This is a genomic window from Microbulbifer weihaiensis (assembly GCF_048323715.1).
Lineage (GTDB): Bacteria > Pseudomonadota > Gammaproteobacteria > Pseudomonadales > Cellvibrionaceae > Microbulbifer.
This window is the reverse complement of sequence record NZ_JBLWFL010000025.1, coordinates 15,832-34,195: the sequence shown is the minus strand read 5'-3', so window position 1 is coordinate 34,195 and position 18,364 is coordinate 15,832. Positions and strand designations below refer to the sequence as shown.

13 protein-coding genes are annotated in these 18,364 nt (G+C 59.6%); 1 reads left to right on the top strand and 12 read right to left on the bottom strand.

Annotated elements, in window-relative coordinates:
* The 3 genes from ampD to ACNKU7_RS18400 all read right to left on the bottom strand — a co-directional run bounded on the left by ampD (window position 1) and on the right by ACNKU7_RS18400 (window position 5,981).
* Entirely contained in the window at window positions 1-576 is a 576-nt protein-coding gene (ampD, locus tag ACNKU7_RS18410) for a 1,6-anhydro-N-acetylmuramyl-L-alanine amidase AmpD (RefSeq protein ID WP_418298452.1), read from the bottom strand.
* Window positions 577-770: 194 nt separating this feature from the next.
* On the bottom strand, window positions 771-3,191 hold the full coding sequence (locus tag ACNKU7_RS18405) for a DUF1631 domain-containing protein (protein WP_418298470.1): 2,421 nt from the start codon (window positions 3,189-3,191) through the stop codon (window positions 771-773).
* 510 nt (window positions 3,192-3,701) lie between these two features.
* Window positions 3,702-5,981: a DUF1631 domain-containing protein gene (locus tag ACNKU7_RS18400; RefSeq protein ID WP_418298451.1), complete on the bottom strand. Its 2,280-nt coding sequence runs from the start codon at window positions 5,979-5,981 to the stop codon at window positions 3,702-3,704.
* A 445-nt stretch (window positions 5,982-6,426) separates the two neighbouring features.
* Here ACNKU7_RS18400 and nadC point away from each other — a divergent pair, with 445 nt between their 5' ends.
* Complete coding sequence (gene nadC / locus ACNKU7_RS18395; RefSeq protein ID WP_418298450.1) at window positions 6,427-7,287, top strand: carboxylating nicotinate-nucleotide diphosphorylase; 861 nt, start codon at window positions 6,427-6,429, stop codon at window positions 7,285-7,287.
* Window positions 7,288-7,304: 17 nt separating this feature from the next.
* Here the strand turns inward: nadC and ACNKU7_RS18390 are convergent, their stop codons facing one another.
* From ACNKU7_RS18390 to ACNKU7_RS18350, 9 genes are all read right to left on the bottom strand, one after another.
* A complete protein-coding gene (locus ACNKU7_RS18390) occupies window positions 7,305-8,393 on the bottom strand; it encodes a glycosyltransferase family 2 protein (protein WP_418298449.1) in 1,089 nt (362 codons plus the stop codon).
* Window positions 8,390-8,764: a GtrA family protein gene (locus ACNKU7_RS18385; RefSeq protein WP_418298448.1), complete on the bottom strand. Its 375-nt coding sequence runs from the start codon at window positions 8,762-8,764 to the stop codon at window positions 8,390-8,392. Before ACNKU7_RS18385 ends, ACNKU7_RS18390 begins: the two co-directional genes overlap by 4 nt.
* 37 nt (window positions 8,765-8,801) lie before the next feature.
* On the bottom strand, window positions 8,802-10,283 hold the full coding sequence (locus tag ACNKU7_RS18380; protein ID WP_418298447.1) for a hypothetical protein: 1,482 nt from the start codon (window positions 10,281-10,283) through the stop codon (window positions 8,802-8,804).
* 83 nt (window positions 10,284-10,366) lie between these two features.
* Window positions 10,367-11,737 (bottom strand): isoprenylcysteine carboxylmethyltransferase family protein, encoded by a 1,371-nt coding sequence (locus ACNKU7_RS18375; protein ID WP_418298446.1) that lies wholly within the window; start codon window positions 11,735-11,737, stop codon window positions 10,367-10,369.
* Between the two features lie 103 nt (window positions 11,738-11,840).
* The gene (locus ACNKU7_RS18370) at window positions 11,841-13,631 is read right to left on the bottom strand and encodes a glycosyl hydrolase family 18 protein (protein WP_418298445.1); all 1,791 of its coding nucleotides are present in this window, start codon (window positions 13,629-13,631) and stop codon (window positions 11,841-11,843) included.
* A gap of 526 nt (window positions 13,632-14,157) precedes the next feature.
* Window positions 14,158-15,024, bottom strand: a complete 867-nt coding sequence (locus ACNKU7_RS18365; protein WP_418298444.1) for a sulfite exporter TauE/SafE family protein — start codon at window positions 15,022-15,024, stop codon at window positions 14,158-14,160.
* Window positions 15,025-15,246 carry a cbb3-type cytochrome oxidase assembly protein CcoS gene (gene ccoS, locus ACNKU7_RS18360; protein ID WP_418298443.1) on the bottom strand — a complete coding sequence of 74 codons (222 nt, stop codon included), beginning with the start codon at window positions 15,244-15,246 and terminating at the stop codon, window positions 15,025-15,027.
* Window positions 15,247-15,263: 17 nt separating this feature from the next.
* Window positions 15,264-17,795 carry a heavy metal translocating P-type ATPase gene (locus tag ACNKU7_RS18355; protein WP_418298442.1) on the bottom strand — a complete coding sequence of 844 codons (2,532 nt, stop codon included), beginning with the start codon at window positions 17,793-17,795 and terminating at the stop codon, window positions 15,264-15,266.
* Window positions 17,792-18,331 carry a FixH family protein gene (locus ACNKU7_RS18350; protein WP_418298441.1) on the bottom strand — a complete coding sequence of 180 codons (540 nt, stop codon included), beginning with the start codon at window positions 18,329-18,331 and terminating at the stop codon, window positions 17,792-17,794. Before ACNKU7_RS18350 ends, ACNKU7_RS18355 begins: the two co-directional genes overlap by 4 nt.
* Between the last annotated feature and the right edge of the window lie 33 nt (window positions 18,332-18,364).

Here is an 18,364-nt window from a genome sequence, read left to right as displayed (position 1 = left end):
TCAGGCCAGGGGCGCATCCCCGGTCAGGTCATCCAACTTGGCGAAAAAGAGCTTCCAGTCAAACCCGGGGCCGGGATCCAGCTTGCGACCGGGTGCGATCTCCGAGTGCCCGGCAATACGGCTTTTATCAATAGCCGGAAACGCATCCATGATGGCCAGGGTTACTTCTGCAAGGGAGTCATACTGGGCCTCGGTAAAGGTGTCGGTATCCAGACCTTCCAGCTCGATACCAATGGAAAAGTCGTTGCAGTTCTCGCGCCCACAGAATGCCGATTGCCCCGCATGCCAGGCTCGGTGGTGTAGCGGCACATACTGGGTAACCCGGCCCGTGCGGTCGATCAGCAGATGAGCGGATACCTGTAGCGAGGCGATCTCGGAAAAATAGGGGTGGGCGTCAATATCCAGCTGACCGAGAAAGAACTCATCAATATAAGAGCCGCCGTACTGCCCCGGAGGCAGACTGATACTGTGCACTACAAGGAGGTCTATTTCTGTGCTGTCAGGGCGACTGTTACAGTGCGGGCTCGGCACACGCCTCACCCCAGACAACCAACCTGACTGGACCTGATATTTCACAAATGGAATCCCATGCAGTTTTGAGCCAAAGGGTATTCTATGGAAGGGGCGGGATTACCGCCACCGGCAGAGTCCACAACGGATCGGCGCAGTGAAATATCGAATGGCCAGAATGGAACGAAAACCGGCCGGGGTGAGCCCGGCCGGTTTGAGCGCATATCAGGCGGTGCGGGGGTTCATTGCCCCATTTACCCTCAAACGCTGATTGCGATCTTGCTGTCGCCGCAATTGCCAACCACATACTGGAGTGCACGCTCGAACAGGGGACCCTGCTCCAGCGGCAACAGTACTTCATCACGCAGGGCCTGGGCGAGTTCCAGGCGCGAATGGACGGCCACTTTCGCACCCGAGCGATTGACGAACATGAACTGATCCAGGTCACTGATGATCGCCGCCAGGCGGCACCTCACCGGCAGCTTCTCCGGCTGGCGCAGCAAGAACCAGCTGTCCTTCAAATGATAGGTCTGCTGCCAGTGCTCATCGTCTTTGGGCAAAGGCTGCTTCGCCTCACTCTTAGCCAGCGGTGCCACTTTGGCAACTTCCTGCAGAGACTCGACATCAGGCAGCGCCGGCTCACTTACCGGCAGCTCTCTCGGCTCTTCAGCCAGATCAACAGCCGCAACCGCGACCTCTTCAACTTCTGGTATGGCGAGAATGCTGTCCGCCTCACGGCGCAGCTCCTGAACCAATCGCTCACGAATGCGCCGCTCGCGTTCACACTCGACGCGCTCAGCGAGGTTCTCGCGCTCCCGATACAAGACATTGAGCCCGCCCATCAATCGCTGGCGGTCTCCCGGACTTAGGGAGAGAGACTGCGCGCCCTCATCCAGGCGCCGCCGCAAATCCGGCAAAAGGCGCTGCATCTTGGCACGGCTCTCCGGCATCGGGGCGACCACACTCCAGATCAGATCCCTTGCCGTGAGCACATGGAGGCGCCAGTTGCCACTGTCAGTGCCCTCTTTCAGGCAGGTTCTGAACAGGACACTGTTCCACACCCGATTGAGCCACTCGTGCACAATCTTCGGCAGCTTGCGCTCGGCCGTCAGGGCATCGAATACGGCCGCCACCCGGGCCTTGGCCGCTTCGACGCGCGCGGTGCCCTGGGCTTCATCAATAGTGCGCCGCTCCATCACCGCAGCGCGCTTGCGCTCGCGCGACGCGTACTCACGAAAAGATTCGAGCAGCCGGACAAAAACACTTTCGTCCTGCTCGAACTCCGCGAGTACACCTTCAACTACGGAACAAACCTCACGATACAGTGGATCGTTGAGGTAATTTTCCCCGGGCTGCCAGCCGATAGCGGCATCGGCGAGTTCATTCAGGAGTCGTCGGGCAGGATGTCCACCCTTGCTGAAGAACGCTTTGTCGGCCACGGCCAGCTTCAGCATCGGCAACTGCAGGCGAATCAGCTGAACCTTGATCGGTTCGGCCAGATTGCGGTCTTCCAGCATGAAGGAAAACAGCATGTCCACCAGGCGGATCACTTCGCTGTCCAGCTCGTGCAGGGAGGCACTCTGCTTTGCCTCTACCAGCCGCTCCTGTAACAGGGCAGTCACGTTGACCAGCTCACCCGTGGCAGCAGCCTGCAGGGGAATACCCATCTGCAGCTGCCCCAGGTGTTGTAGCAGTGTGGGTGTGGCCAGTGGCGCAGCGCCGGAACCGTAGGGCATCAAGCCGGGAGCAAATTGACCGGCGCCCCCTTGTGGAGCTGAACCCATATTACCCATGGTACCCGCGGCGCCAGCCATGGCAGCACCGCCGTACATTGGGCTGTCCCCAGGTGCAGCCTGCGCCTGCCCTGGCATACCCGCCTGCCCCGGATTGCCTGCCTGCGGGGCCTGCCCGCGTGCGGCGGCACCGGGCGCAACCGGGCGCCCGTGGCGACTGCGATGACGCAGCGGATCTTCCAGTGTGGGCAGGACTCCCATTTCCACCAATGCGGTGTTACAGGCTTGGTACAGTTCACCCAGCCGGTTCACCAGTTGCGATTCGAACTTCTTGAAAACCGTCATGCGGGCGCGCAGTGAGATATCGACCTCGCCCAGAGCATCGGCAAAAGCGCCGCATACGCTGGCCGGCCCCAGCGGCAGGTTTTCATCATAGACCTTGCAGGGGAGCACCGTATCGAGGCGCAGGGACAGCGCTGCGATGGCCTCAGCATGGTCGCGTTTGACATTGGCGATCATGGTGCGAATGACAACCTGCTGCTCCAGGTCATCGTCTTTCACCAACGACAGGCCGCTCACGGAAGAGACTGCACTCAGAGAAGCTTCTTCCCCGGGAGTGTCATTGCGCGGCTCGTAAAATCGCTCTTCGATTCCGTCGCAAAAGCTGTCCACAAGCTGGCTGAGTTCTATACGCAAAACGCGTATCGCCTGAAACAGGCCATCCTGCTCTTCCTGCTGGTGCGCTTTTTCCGCCATGGAAAAAAGGGAGTCGTCGACCTGCGCGAATACTTCTTCCGCACGCGACTTAAGCCAGTGCACAGCCTTCTGGTTGATTTGTTTCACGGTGTTGGATAGTTGGCGGGGCGCCGGGTTTCGGGTATCTCGTCTGGTACCGCGGGCGCCTCCGCTTCCGGCAATAACCAAAAATTCTTTTTTTTCTTTTTCCATATCGTCCATGCTCACCCCCGGTACCGTCCTGGTACAGGTTGCTTTTGTGATTCCGCCAAATATCCGTACGGCGGTGACTTTTCTCTCTGCTATATCCAAATACCAACCCCCCAGTCAGACATCTTAGCTTACCGGGGTACTGCATTAGCGATTATTCTCGCACCTCAAATGCCACGCACTTCTAAAAAAAAGTGGCACTATCGCGCAATATCGAGCAATTAGACGAAGCACGCAAGGGCCCTTTGGAGCCAAATTGCGGGAAATTCATTTGAGTTAGTAGGTATTTACTACCAAGTCAGGAGAGTCAGAGTGTAAGGAGGGGATTCTGCCTAAATGCGACACGAGTCACAACGAGCTAAGGCAAAACTCAGTTGATTTATATGACATTTTTATGTCTGGTTTCAACCAGAAAAATAAGCTGGCGGAGATCTTTTTTCGGAAAGCTCGTAGCCTTTGCAAGTGACGAACGGGAAACCGGGCACAGGGCATTGCCCGGCGCCCGTCGTTCCATCAGCTCAATTCCCCACGGGATTTGCGCACATTGCCAATAACTGACTGCAGCGCCCGTTCGAACAGCATGCCGTCATCCAGCGGCAGCAGTTCTGCCTTGCGCAACGCATGGGCGAGTTCCAGGCGAGTGAACTCGGCCACTTTGGCACCATTGCGATTTACAAAGATGAACTGATCAATATCCCTGATGACCGCAGCCAGGCGGCAACGGAACGGCTCTTCACCTTCCCGCTTGAGTTCAAACCAGCTGCCCTGCGCCAAACGGTAGGTCTGCTGCCAGTAGGAATCCGACTCAGAGAGCGCGTCTTCGCCAGCCGCAGGTGAGGCACTTACCGCCACTTCCGCCACGACCTGTTCCAGCTCTTCCATCTGCGGCAGTTCCACCACACTGGCGGCTTCTGGAACTGCAGGTTCAGCTGCCTGTGCGGATGCCAACTCTTCTCGCACTTCGCGACGCGCCTCCTCGCGAACCTCTTCCTTCGCTTTGAGCGCGCGCTCAGCTGCCACCTGTTGTGCCAGCGCGAAGCGCTCCCGGTAAACGTCTTTCAAGCCCGCGAACATGCGGCGCGCGTCGAAGCTGTTGAGGGATACCGCTTCGACACCCGCCTTGAGGCGTTCCTGCAACGCAGGCAGCAGCCCGAGAAGCTGCTTGCGGCTTTCCGGCATGGGCGCGTGCACGCTCCATACCAGATCCCTTGCAGTGCGCACTTCACGGCTCCAGCTTTCGCTCTCGGTTCCTTCCTTGACGCAGGTCAGGAACAGCATGTTGCTCCAAACCTTGTCCAACCACTCAACCACCACTGGCGGCAGGTCACGCTCAGCCACAAGCGCATCCATCACGGCAGCCACGCGGGCGCGAGCCGCTTGCGTCTTCGCTTTGCCATCGGCCTCGTCGACAATGCGCTGCTCCAGCTTCTGCGCGCGCTTGCGCTCGCGCAGGATGAATTCCCGCAAGGATTCCAGAAGCAGTGAAAAGATATTGATATCCTGATCAAACTCGGTCAGCACGCGGGACACAACCTCGCTGACCTTCTTGAACAGAGGATCTGATTCGTAGTTCTCGCGCGCCTGCCAACCGGTACAGGCATCCGCCAGCTCATTCAATAACTTGCGTGCGGGATGTCCGCCCTTGCTAAAGAAGGACTTGTCAGCAATCGCCACCTTCAACAGCGGCAGTTGCAGGCGCCCAAGCTGGGACTTGATCGGCTCGGCGAGATTGCGGTCTTCCAGGATGAAGGAAAACAGCATCTCGACCAGTTTGATGATATCGCTGTCGACCTTGGCCAGGGCCGCCGACTGCTGCGCCTCAACCAGTCGGCTCTGCAGCAGGCCGCTGACGTTCAGCAACTGCACACCGCTGTCGGCGTAGTCCTGGGGCAAGTGGGATTGCAGTTCCCCAAGGTGATTCAGCAAATCCTGCGCCGGCATGGGCGCAACGCCGGCGCCAACCGGCATCAGGCCATAACTGCCGGGTGCGCCATAGCCAGTATTTGAGCGGCCACTGTCGGCAGGTGAAGTTTCCTGCTGCTGGCCGGCTTGGGGCCTGGCTTGCGAACGGGTCTCAGGTCGAGCCTGGCGCGCGGCGCGGCGCTGCTGTTTCAGCGAGGGAAGTACGCCCTGCTCGGCAAACAGATCGTTACACTGATCGTACATCTGGCCGAGACTGGCCATTACAACCTGCTCGAACTTTTTCAGGACCGTCAGGCGCGCGCGGAAATGCAGATCCAGGGTTCGCACCGCCTCGACGAATGCATCGCAGATACGGTCCGGCCCCAGCGGATTGTTCTTGTCGTAGATTTTGACCGAGAGAAGTGTATTCAGGCGCAGTACGATTTCAGTCAGGGGCTCGGCAAAATCGCGCTTGGCGTTGGCCACCATCGTGTCCACCGCAACCAGCTGCTCGAGATCATCATTGTGCACCAGGGAAAGATTGTCGGCAGAGTACTGATCCTGGGACTCGGCTTTACTCAGTTCAGAGATCCGAAAGGCGCGGGTGACATTATCCCCGAACTGCTCGACCAGCCGACGGCGCTCAACGCGCAACAGGCGCAGTGCCTGGAAGAGGCCATCCTGCTCATCCTGTCCATGTGCCTTTTCCGCCATCGCAAACAGCGAGTCGTCCACCTTGGCAAAGACCTGCTTGGCCTGCTCTACAAGGTAGCCAACGGCCTTTGCCCTTACGGCCTCTGCCGCCGCTGGTAACGCTGCTTCGCTCTTGGTCACACCACGCGGCTCTCGCAAAATACCGGAAAGGGTTACCACATTATTAGTGTCTTTCATTGCCATACTGCCCTTCACAGGCCCCAGCGGCATCCTCTGCCACCGGGTATCGCTTCATGCAGCAGGCTCTGGGAAGCCAGCTGCTCGCCTGTTGGATAAATAGTTATTGAGCGGCCCCTGCATTAGTGTCAGGAACCCGGCTAGAACGATTTAGCGCAATACCCACCCGCACTCACTACGCTAGGGCATCGCGCCAAACAACACGTTTGATTGGCCAGTCAGTCGATTCTACGGACTCTCGCGCCAGCAACACAACTGGCACGACCGTTTTTGCGACAAGTGTCACAGCGGCGCCAGGTGCAATGGCGGCTACACTTCGGGAACCGACCCCGGCCCCGGCAACAAAAGTGCATCACCGCCAGGTCGGGCACGGTTAATCGACCTACCCTGCTCCATTTGCGCCCGAATTTGCTAGTATTGCCGCCCCCAAGATCGAGGCCAGCCCATGACGCCAGCAGAAACCCGAATCCCCAATCTGACCCAGGACATTGTCGACGCCGTCAGCCGTGCGCTGGCCGAAGATGTGGGTGATGGCGACATTACCGCACAGCTCATCCCGGCCGGGCGCCAGGCCAGAGCGAGGGTGATCACACGCGAGGATTGCACCTTCTGCGGAAAGGCGTGGGTAGAAGAGGTATTTCGCCAGCTGGATCCCGAGCTGGAAATCACCTGGCATGTCGCCGATGGCGACCGTATCGGCGCCAACAGCACGCTATTCGAGTTACGCGGCAACGCCCGTACCATATTGACCGGCGAGCGCTGCGCACTGAACTTTGTGCAAACGCTTTCCGGCACTGCCACCACGGCGGCCCAGTTCGCTGCGTTTGCCCAGGGAACTGAGGTCAGGATCCTCGACACTCGCAAGACCATTCCCGGGCTGCGGACGGCGCAAAAATATGCGGTGCTCTGCGGCGGCTGCCACAATCATCGCATCGGCCTGTACGATGCATTCCTGATCAAGGAAAACCACATTGCAGCCGCCGGTGGCATCCACAACGCTATCAGCCAGGCACACGCCATCAAGCCGGGCGCCCTGGTTGAGGTGGAAGTGGAAACGCTGGATGAGCTGAAACAGGCACTGGATGGTGGCGCGGATGTCATCATGCTGGACGAGTTCAGCGATGCCGACACCAAGACCGCACTGGAAATGGCCAAAGGCAGGGCCAAAATCGAAATATCCGGAAGCGTGGATGCCGCCCGCTTACAGCAGCTCTCCTCGCTCTGCGTCGACTACATTTCCTCCGGCGCCCTGACCAAACACCTGCGCGCCATTGACCTGTCCCTGCGTCTGGAATCTGGTGCATAGTCCAGCGAAGAATCCCGCTACGGTGCGGAACCCGAGCCACGCTCTTCACGCACGGCCTGCCGAATGTCCACGTCCTCCGAGCCCCCAGCCCGCTCTGCTGCGGGCTCAGCGGACCCTGTGACCACTTCGCGCAAGTGGTAGCGCGGGCGCCGCTTTACCTCTTCATATATTTTCCCGAGATACTCACCGATCACGCCCAGACACAAAAGTTGTACGCTGCCGATAAACAGCACCGGAACCATGATCGACGCCCAGCCGGGCACCACACTGTCGGATAGCAGTTTTACAGACAAAACCCATGCGATCAGCACCAGGGACAATCCGCCGGTGAGCAATCCCATCACAGTAATCGCACGCAGTGGGGCAATGGAAAATGCCGTAACGCCTTTCCACGCGAGCGACAGCATCCGCCGCAGCGGGTATTTACTCTCGCCGGCAAGGCGCGGCCTGCGGGAATACTCTACGGTTGCCGCGCTGAACCCAAGCTCCCGGACCATACCGCGCAAAAACAGGTTGGTTTCCGGGTATTGCAGCAAGGTGTCCACCGCGCGCCGGGACATCAGGCGAAAATCCGCATGGTTGAACACCAGATCCACCCCCAGGCGCTGCATGAGCCAGTAGTACCCTTCGGCGGTCAGTCGCTTGAAGACCGTATCGGCATCCCGCTCCTTACGCACCCCGTACACAATGTCACTACCATCCAGATACGCATCGAGCATAGCGGCGATATTTTCCGGGCCATCCTGCAGATCTGCGTCAATACTGACGACCACATCTTCAACCGTCTGGCCCAGCCCGGCATACAAAGCATTCTGGTGCCCGCGGTTGCGCGATAGCGCCACTGCAACAACTCTTCGGTCTTCATTCGCCATGACTTGCAGCATGGGCCAGGTTCCATCGCGACTGCCGTCATCGACAAAATAGATGCGGGAACCCGGGTCTATTTTCCCTGCGTGCACCAGAGTTTCCAGTGTTGCCACCAGCTCCGCATGAGTGGCCGCCAGTACGGCTTCCTCGTTGTAGCATGGAACCACAATCGCGAGGGTCGGCGCACCGGAGCGCTCGGCAGAAAGCGGGCTGGTCAATGCCGGATCAAACTGTTTCATTCGGGCAACCGATATATCCAGTACTTGTGTAAAAGGTAGTTGAGAGCCAAAGTCACCGCCGTAGCGCACATCTGGGCGACCAGGTAATGCACAAACGGCAACAGCAGGCTGAAACACAGGGTATTGAGGGCCACGCCGCAAAGTGCCACCAGCACGAATTTAGGCAGTGCCTCGCGGTGCCTGTAATGCTTGCCAATGGAAAAGGTGAAGTAATAATTCAGGCCGTAGTTAAGCAAAGCGGCCAGGCTATACGCCGCAAAGGCAGCGAGCACTTCCGGTGCATCCAGCGCTTCGATCATCGCCACCAGCAACAGGTACTGAACCGCCGTAGCCACGCCTCCAGCGACGAGAAACTTCAGTGCTTGCGACACCGGGTCACGGTATGCGGCTCCCGGCCGCGCCGTGTCGTCAGACCGGAACATGTTCTTTGGGTCTGCCAGGCTTCGCCTCGGGATCCATTCGACTACCAGGAGAATCAACCGCGACCGAGGCCCGCGCCGCAAGCGACTCGACCGGGGTTGTCATCGCGCGCTCGCCACGCTCCGGTTCTCCCGTAGCAACCCGTCGCCGACGGGCAGACAACAACAGGGCCACTTGAACGAGCATCAGCCCTTCCGCCGGCTTTCGGTAGCGTCCCTCATTGACCGCAATGGGGAGAAGTCCCTGCACGACGATCCAGGTCACCAGCAGGCCCGGCAACATCCGCTCGCCCCGCAACCCCCGCCAGTAGAAAGCGGTGGCCAACAGAAGCACCAGGGCCAGCGGCGCCCACAGCCAGCGACTGTGATGTGCCAGCCGCTCCAGCGGGCGCTCGGGATTATTGTCTGGCCAGGAGGAACCGAAGAACAGATACACCAGATTCTCACCGGTGAGCCAGGCGTAGCGGGCCGGTGTCAGCGGATAGTTCCGGATAGCGCTCCGCCAATCCTCTGCACCCTTTTCAATGTCAATGCTTGCGGTCACCCGCCCGCTGCGATCTGTTGTCCATTCGGATAGTGGTGCCAGGGGCTTCTCGCCGGTCGAGGGCGAACCAAACCAGTAGTTCCACTCCGCCCCGCCATTGCGATACTGAATGTGGATTTCCCGGTTGCCCGAGCGCATGTACAGGGCCACCAATTGTCCAATGCCGTGCGGGGAAACAATATTCATCACCGCATAGCTGCGGTATGCCAGAGGCCCCAGCGCCAGTGCCAGCAGCGCGACGCTATAGCCGGCCTTGGCCAGTTTTTGCGGCTGCACCAACCAAAGCCAGGTGGTGACGACCGCAGCAAGGGGAATGGCAATACCGCGGGTGAGTCCGGCCAGGATCCACAGCACGACCATGCACAGGAAACTCGCCGTGGTCTGCTTTCGCCGGCACCGCCAAGTGGCGTACAGCGCGGCCCCCAACAGCGGTAACAGCAGGGTTTCCTGCATGAAATACGCGTAAATAGTGATCCAGGAGGGCAACACGGACAACGCCGCCCACACAGCGGTGGCCTGTAGCCGTCCTGGCAGCAGCTCACGCGCAAACCGGTACCAGATCCACGGGGTCAAACAGGCAAGCAGCGCAGTGTAGAGTGCAACAAGCAGCGGCTCGCCGAGGGTCAGCTTGCCGAGAACCGCAATATAGACCTGGTAAAGCACCGGATCCGTAAGGGACATGGGATCCCTGCGCAGCACCTCAGTGCCCTGCTCCCAGTGCCGCTGTGTGTCGCTCCAGATATGGTCGACCGGGTTGAAAACAGCAATATGCTCCACCCGCAGCCAGATACCCAAGAGGACAAGGAGATAGCAGATGGCATAGCCGACTGTGCGGCGGTCAAGCCGAATCGCGCGGGGGTCGAGACTAGATGTACCCCAGTGTCGCAGTCCAACCCAAGACTGCCCCTGTACTACTTTCAACATCATTATTTTCAATTTTTTATCACCCGGTTATCGGCAGTGGCCCATTCCTGACCGGCCCTGACTGCACAATATACCGGGTGTGATGATCATGAGGCCGCGGGCTTGTACGCGCTCCCTGGTTCCGACGGCCGATCCCCGGTGGGGTTTTCACCCACCAGATTGAACAGGTGCCCGGGGCGGAATTTCAGCACCGGCACCCAGCGTCCCACAAAGGCAAAGAGCCCCCGCGCTTCAATGTATCTGGCATAGGCCACATAGTCCGGATCCCAGGACAAATGGCGCTCTTCCGTGCGCGCTCGCATGAAATACACAAAGTTCACCAGCAATAGCAACACCGAATGCCGGAGCGCTTCACTGCCACTGGCGCTGACCATAAACGGCATCGATATCATCCACCATGACAGATTCTTGCTGATATAGGCCGGATGCTTGGTAAACCGGTAGGGCCCGTTGGTGAGAATGCCCCGGTGCGTCAGGTTGGAGAAGCGAATGCCAAAAGGAATACTCGCCCACACATAGATGGCGATCAGCAACAGGATGATGGATCCCCAAATGCCATACATCAGCGGCGTGTTCCAGAACCAGAACCCCCAGGCAGGGCCCTCGTCATACTTCAGGTAGGTGCCCGAAAACATACTCCAGAACGGCTGGTAGCTGATCAGCGCTACACCCCAGCCCAGGAAACTCGGCTCGGCAGTGCGGATATGGGAATCGAACAGCCGCAGGGTGCAGACGTAGCCCACGGTGACGAACAACAGGTCGATATAAAACAGGAAGTTGAAGGTAAAATCGAATACCGCCTTGAAGCTGTCCTGAAGTCGAGCAAAGTCAAAATTCAGCAGGGTATTCAGGTTATTGCCCATATACACAAACATCAGGGGCAGGAAAAACAGCTTTACCAGCCAGCCCAGGTACAGCTGCCCTATCGCGCGACCGGAGACATGCGCTCTGTTGCCCAGCAGCAGGCTTCCCAATTGCCAGTAGGCGTCGCGCGGCTGCTGCATGGCGCCGTCCACCAGGTAAAAATAGGGAATGGCGAGCAGCAGCCACCAGGGCAATACCGCGCGCACAACGGCGAAATAGTTGTCGTAGAAGGAGCCGTGGTATTCCGGGAACAGCCAGTACACGAAACCGACCGAGCCCACGCTCAGGTAGAACCCCATGAGTTTTATGGCGGTGCGGCGCAGGCTGCGGTTGCGACGCCGGAAATCCAGCCCGGCCGACGGATTGCGGTAGGGTTTGAGAAACAGCCACTCCAGCACAATAATCGGGAGCGCGAGGGCCGCGCAGGCGATCACCAGGCTCGTTGTGCGGACGGCAAAATCCTGGCCATATTCCCGCAGCCACACCACGGCCAGCAGGGATATTGCCAGTGCAATCAGGTTTATCGTGATGCTCGTAGGCGCCTTTGGGCACTCGATGGGATCTACAGCCGCAGCTTTCGTTATTTTTTTCATGGTACTGCCGGTATTTCAGGTGTTATCACATACCAAGACGTGACAGAGGGGCCTCAGGGCCCCTCTGTCGCGCTCCCTTCAGGGAGCAGTCAGGCCGCTAAAGTTACTGGTTATTGTGCATGGCTTCAATCAGTTCGCCATTGCCGGTATCACCGGACAGCTCCCAGAAGAAGGAACCGCCCAGGTTTTGATCAGCAATGTACTGCATCTTGCCTGCGATGGTTGAAGGTGTGTCGTAGCTCCACCAGTTGTTGCCACAGTGCGCATAGGCCGTGCCTGCGATGGTGCCGGTCGCCGGGCACGTATTGCGCAACACTTTGTAGTCCTCGATACCGGCCTCGTAGGTACCCTGTGCAGCACCGGTGGCAGCGCCGCCAGGTGCAGACTGGGTAACCCCGGTCCAACCACGACCATAAAAACCGATGCCCAGGTTCAGCTTGCTTGCGGGGATACCTTTGTTTTTCAACGCCTGGATCGCGTTGTCAGAGTGGAAACCCGCAATCGGGATGCCGCTATAGCCTGTGAGCGGCGAATGCGGTGCGGTGGGGCCGGTTTTTTCCCAGGCGCCAAAGAAGTCGTACGTCATCACGTTGTAGTAATCGACATACTGGGCCGCACCCGCATAGTCCGCCGCATCGATCTTGCCGCCGGCATTGCCGTCAGCGGTGATCGCTGCCGTTACCAGGTCATTGCCGAACCGGGCCCGAACCGCCGCCATCAGGTTGGAGAAAGATGAATAGCCACTGCTGTCGCAACTCAGGCCACACGCATTGGGGTATTCCCAATCCAGGTCGATACCGTCAAATACGCCGTCCCAGCGCGCATCGTGTACCAGCTGGTAGCAGGACTCGGCAAAGGCTTCTGGATTCGCCGCCGCCTGACCAAAACCACCGGACCAGGTCCAGCCTCCGAACGACCACAGCACCTTGATGTGCGGATACATCTGCTTCAGTTTGCGCAACTGGTTGAAGGAGCCACGCAGGGCGCCGTTGTCCCAGGTATCCGCCTGACCGTCCACACTCTGAGCAGCGCTATAGAAGCGGTCGTAGTCGGCATAGGCGTCACCAATGGTACAGCGGCCATTCTGCACGTTGCCGAACGCATAGTAGATATGGGTCAGCTTCTCCGCAGATCCGCTGGTGACAATGTTCTTCACATGGTAGTTGCGACCATACACGCCCCAGTTCACAAAGTAGCCACCGAGACGTTCACCGCCGCTGCTGGATCCACCACTGGATCCACCACTGGATCCACCACTGGAGCCGCCGCTGCTGCTGGTGCTGCCACCACTGGAGCCACCACTACTACTGGTACTGCCGCCACTGGAGCCACCACTGGATGAGCTGGAACCACCGCCGGTGCACTGGCTGACAAGCTTCCATACACCGTATTCACCGGACTGTGCAGGGTCATCCCCCTGGGTCCACCACTTCGCCTCGTACTCGCTACCCTGGTACTGAACGCGGTCGCCACCGTGGTATACATCGCTCGTACTCCACACGGGAATGGCACCACAGTCTTCGGAACCACCGGAGCTGCTGCTGGATGAAGAGGTGCCACCGGAAGAGGAACCGCCGGAGCTTGAGGTCGAGCCGCCGGAACTGGAAGTGGAGCCACCCGAACTGGACGATGAGCTGGAACCATCACAGGCCCCCAGGTCACTCCAGGCCTGGGTCCAGGCCCATCCTTCACCAGGGGCATAGGCACCGCCCTGGCCACACCAGCCACCCACGTCACACTGGTAAGCAACCGCATTGTTCTGAACGATATCGCCACTGCTATAAGGCGAGCCGTCTACGTACTCTTGTACACCTCCACAGTCGTAGGCCGCGGCATGTCCGCTGATCAATCCGAGCAGCAGTGCCGCCCCCGACAGAGACTGCATCTTATTCATGGTTATCCTCATTATTGTTAGTGTGCTTGGAAATACACCGGGATGCGACCCCGGCGGCCTCTTTCGCGGCCGTACATCCCCGCCGACTGCTCTAACCAGCCACGCCAAGAGGGCGTACAAACGGGCGATAAACCCGGGGGAAGTTGAGAAGACACGCCACTAATATGTCGCGGTGAAAAAACCACATGCGACATCACCACAAGTGACGCCAACACACCCCGACAGCGCTGTCTTTTAACATTGATAACGCTGTCATCTGCACTTAACCAAGATACAGCGAATCCCGGCACCGCATGGGGAAATCGGTGGCGAGAAATCGCGCAGATTCCTCAAAAACGCGACAAATTCGGTGACACTGAAGCTTTCAACGCCGACCGGCACTGAATTCAACCGGGCGGCCGGTGCGAGGGCAACCTGCGGTTACAGAACACCGCAAGCCAAGGGGAAGGAATTAGGGACTCAAAAGTAAGGAAAATAACGTCAAGTTAGGGCGCGCCAGGCCCCTTCTGGTGCGCTCAACGAGCGCTCAATGATGGTGACCACCCGGGTGATGCTCTTCTGCAGGCGACTCCTGCGAAACCGGGGCCATATGCTCGGTCTGCTCTTCGCCAGCCTGCTCCTGATGCGCATCGTGATGATCGTGCCCCTGAGAACCGGCGGGCATATGCTCGTGCTGCTGGTGCCCCGGCATGGAGTCATGCTGCTCGCCGGAGTGGTGCTGATGCCCTGAATGGGAAAGCCCGCCCCACAGGGTCCAAACTCCAAACAGCAAGATCAGCAGCGCCATCAGCAGGCGCACACCGCGTTTGCGCACCAGCGCGCGCAACTGCGCCGCAGCGGCACCCGTCGCCAAAACGGCAGGTACGGTACCCAGGCCGAAGGCCAGCATTGCCAGCATTGCATTGGTGCCACTGCCCTGTGCCAGGGCAAAGGTGAGCGCACTGTATACCAGGCCACAAGGCAACCATCCCCACAGCGCGCCGAGTGCGACGGCCTGGGACGTGGACTCCACGGGCAGCAGTGTCCGCGACAGAGGTTGCAGCCGGCGCCAGAACACCCGCCCACCGCGCTCGAGCCAAACCAGCCCTCGCCACCAGTCCGCCAGGTAAAGCGCCATGGCGATCAGCATCAGACCCGCCACGACCCGCAGCGGTGCCAGTGTTGCAGCCAGATCGGTGGCCACAAACGCGCCCAGTGTTCCAACCAGCAACCCCATCAGGGCATAGCTGGTGACGCGGCCCACCGAATAGCCGAGCAACCGCGACCACACTGGTTTTTGCCCGGGCACTGCCATGCCAAGCGCCCCGGAAATCCCCCCACACATGCCGATGCAGTGGCTGCTACCCAAAAAACCGATAGCCAGTGCCGCAACCAGAAACCCCCACTGCTCCACTTAGGGTTCTCCCGCTTCGCGCTGCCTGTCTTCACGGGAAACCTCGCCACCTCTGGCAGCGCCGGGCGAGCGCGATGTCTCGGACTCATCGTCAAACAGGATGCGACGGCCCTCCGTCTCCAGGTCGTCATATTGACCGTTGTTGACGGCCCAGAAGAAAAACTTCACCGCGAGCACGATAAAGACAATAACAATGGGGACGAGCAGGAAAATACTGTCCACGATTTCACCTCGGAAAATTAAGCGGTAGCGACCGGGCGCGCCGGACTGGATGTGCCAGGCGCAGCCGGCTGCCAGCGCGACAGGCGCAGGGCATTGACCACAACGATCAGTGAGCTCAGGGACATACCCAGCGCTGCCGCCCACGGCGGTACCAGGCCCATAAAGGCCAGAGGCAATGCGATCAGATTGTAGAGAATGGCCCAGCCCAGATTCTGGCGAATAATTGTGCGGCACTTGCGCGCCAATGCAAAGGCACGCGGCAACGCCTGCAGATCACCCTGCAACAGAATGGCGTCCGCGCGGGATTGTGCCAGATCCGCGGCAGTCATCATCGCCACCGAAACATCGGCGCCTGAAAGCACCGGTACGTCATTGATGCCATCCCCGACCATCATCAGGCGCTCCCCCTGAGACTGGGCCTCACGCACCTGCGCCAACTTTTGTTCTGGCGCTGCGCCACTGGTATAGCGCCGAATACCGGCCAGCTCTGCCAAACGGCCCACTTCCGCGGATTGATCGCCACTCAACAGCTCGGTCTCCAGCCCCTGGGCCCGCAGTTCCGCGACCGCAGCTCCGGCAGATTCACGCACCGAGTCGCCGAGCCCAAGCCAGGCAACCGCGCCACCGGCATCCGCCAGCAGCAACCACTGCCCGCGGCTTTTTGGCTGGGCTGTGGAACAGTTGCCTGCTGACAGTTCCAGCGCGAAATCCTCGCGCCCCAGGCGGTAAACCACCCCGTCGATCTCACCCTCTACACCGCGACCGGTAACCGCGCGCAATGCACTCGCACGCAGGTTGCCGAACCACGGGCGGAAGGCCCGCGCCAGCGGGTGATTGTTGCGAGCCTCCAGTGCCGCCGCAATATCCCGCGCACGCTCCTCGCTCACACCGTCTCGCAGCAGCTGAATCTCCTGCAGGCGTGGCTCGCCCTCGGTCAGGGTACCGGTTTTATCAAATACCACCCGTGAGATATTCGGCAATGCCTCTAGCACATGCCCCCGGGCAACCAGCAGCCCGAGTTCCTGCAGGCGCAACGTGGCCGCCGCAAGTGCAGCCGGGGTTGCCAGAGACAGGGCGCAGGGACAGGTCACCACCAATACGGAAAGCGCAACCCAGAAGGCATCTTCCGGGGCCCGCTGCCACCAAAACGCAAAGGCTGCCACCGAGGTCACCAGCACGGCAGCTACAAAGCGCCCGGCGATACGGTCGGCAAACGCCACCTGGGTAGGCTTTTCAAGTTGGGCGGACTCCACCAGCCGCTCGATTGCGGACAAGCGGGTATTTCCGCCGGCTGCAGTCACCCTCACCACCAGCGAGGAGTCGCCGTTGACGCTACCGGCGAATACCTGGCTACCGACTGATTTCTGCTGTAGCGCGGATTCCCCGGTCAGCAGTGATTCATCGATACCGCTCTCGCCCTCGACTACCTCGCCGTCAGCCGGCACCGTATCGCCGGGCCTGAGCAGTATGCGATCACCAACGCTGAGCGCAGCGACCGGTACGGACTCCACGTCAGCATCGCTGCCCACCGACACCTCCCCGCCCTGCTCCCGCAGGCGCAGGGCCGCCAGTGGCAGCAGCTGGGCCAGGCCGCCGCTGGCGAGTCCTGCCCGGTGCCGCGCGCGCATTTCTACCGAGCGCCCCAACAGCAGGAAGAAGGTGAACATGGAAACGGATTCGAAATAGACCTCGCCGGTGCCGAACACCGTCGCGTAAACACTGGCCCCGTAAGCCAGTCCAATAGCTAGGGATACCGGAACATCCATAATCAGATGCCGGGAGCGCAGCGCGCGCAATGCCGCGGCGAAAAAAGGCTGAGCGGCATAGCAGACCACCGGGGTCGCAACAATCAGGGACACCCAGCGAAAGAACTGTTCAAACTGCGCTTCAATACCTTTGCTGGCCCCAAAATACAGGGCGATGGCAAACATCATGACCTGCATGGTGCCCAGGCCGGCCACACCCAGCCGACGCATCGCCGCGCGCCGTTCCTGCTGAATCAGCTGCTCGCTATTGGCGGCCGTTGCGGCTGCCGGGCGGTAGCCAATTTCCGCCAGCGCAGCGAACAGCTGGCTGACGTTCAGCGTTTCCGGGGAAAACAGGACCTGTGCGCGCTGGGTACTGGCGTTCACTGAAACTTTGTGTACGCCTGGCAGCTGGGAAAGATGCTTCTCGATCAGCCACACACAGGCCGCGCACGTGATACCGCCGACCAGGAGGCTCGCTATGCGACAGTCCGCCCCCTCTTGCGCGTCGGCTTCGCGGACAAACGCGCCCTGAACTTCAGGAAGGTCATAAGCAGCCCAGCGCTCACCGACGGAATCGCCCTCGGGGCGCTCATTGTTTCGCTCACGGTAGCGGTAAAAATTGTCGAGCCCGCCGGCAACAATAGCCCCCGCCACGGCTTCGCAGCCGGGGCAACACATGGCGCGATCCGCACCGTCGATATACACCGAGTACTGGCTACCGGATGCAACCGGCAGCCCGCAGTGAAAGCAGTCGCCGGCGAATGATTCCGGACTGAGGGAGTTGTCTGTTGTGGCGGTCATTGGGCGGCGGGTTTAAGCGGCGCTCCGTTGCCGAGATTGAAATTGATTTCACCCTTCAGGCGCCAATCCGCTTTCTCACTGTGCTGCGGATCGAGTTCAGGGGACAACTGAAGGTACCAGCGGTGCTGCAGTGCCTGCTCCAGTTCACCGCGATAACGTCCGGGGGCCAGTTCCTGCAACACCACGTGAGTGTCCATGTCCGCGGCAACCGGGTGGCTCAGTGTCAGCAGAAGCTGTTCGGGGAAATCGATATCCCCGCGAAGATCCAGGGTGATGAATTTCTCAGCCTGATCCACTAAAACAAATCCTGCCAGATTGAGTTCTGCCGCGCGCTGATCCTGATGCGCGACAAAATGGTACATACGGCTGTCTTTGTAGTAAGTGTCGCTCACGGTGTCGTCACCGTAGCGCACCGCAATGGAAACCATGAGTGCCGACATAATGACAACCAGAATCAGTGGCGCCATTACCAGCCAAAACCAGAGTTCGCGGTAATACGGACGCGGACGCTCATTACTGTTAGGGTTCTGACTCACCTGAACACTCACCATGCTTTGTTAACTGCGTGA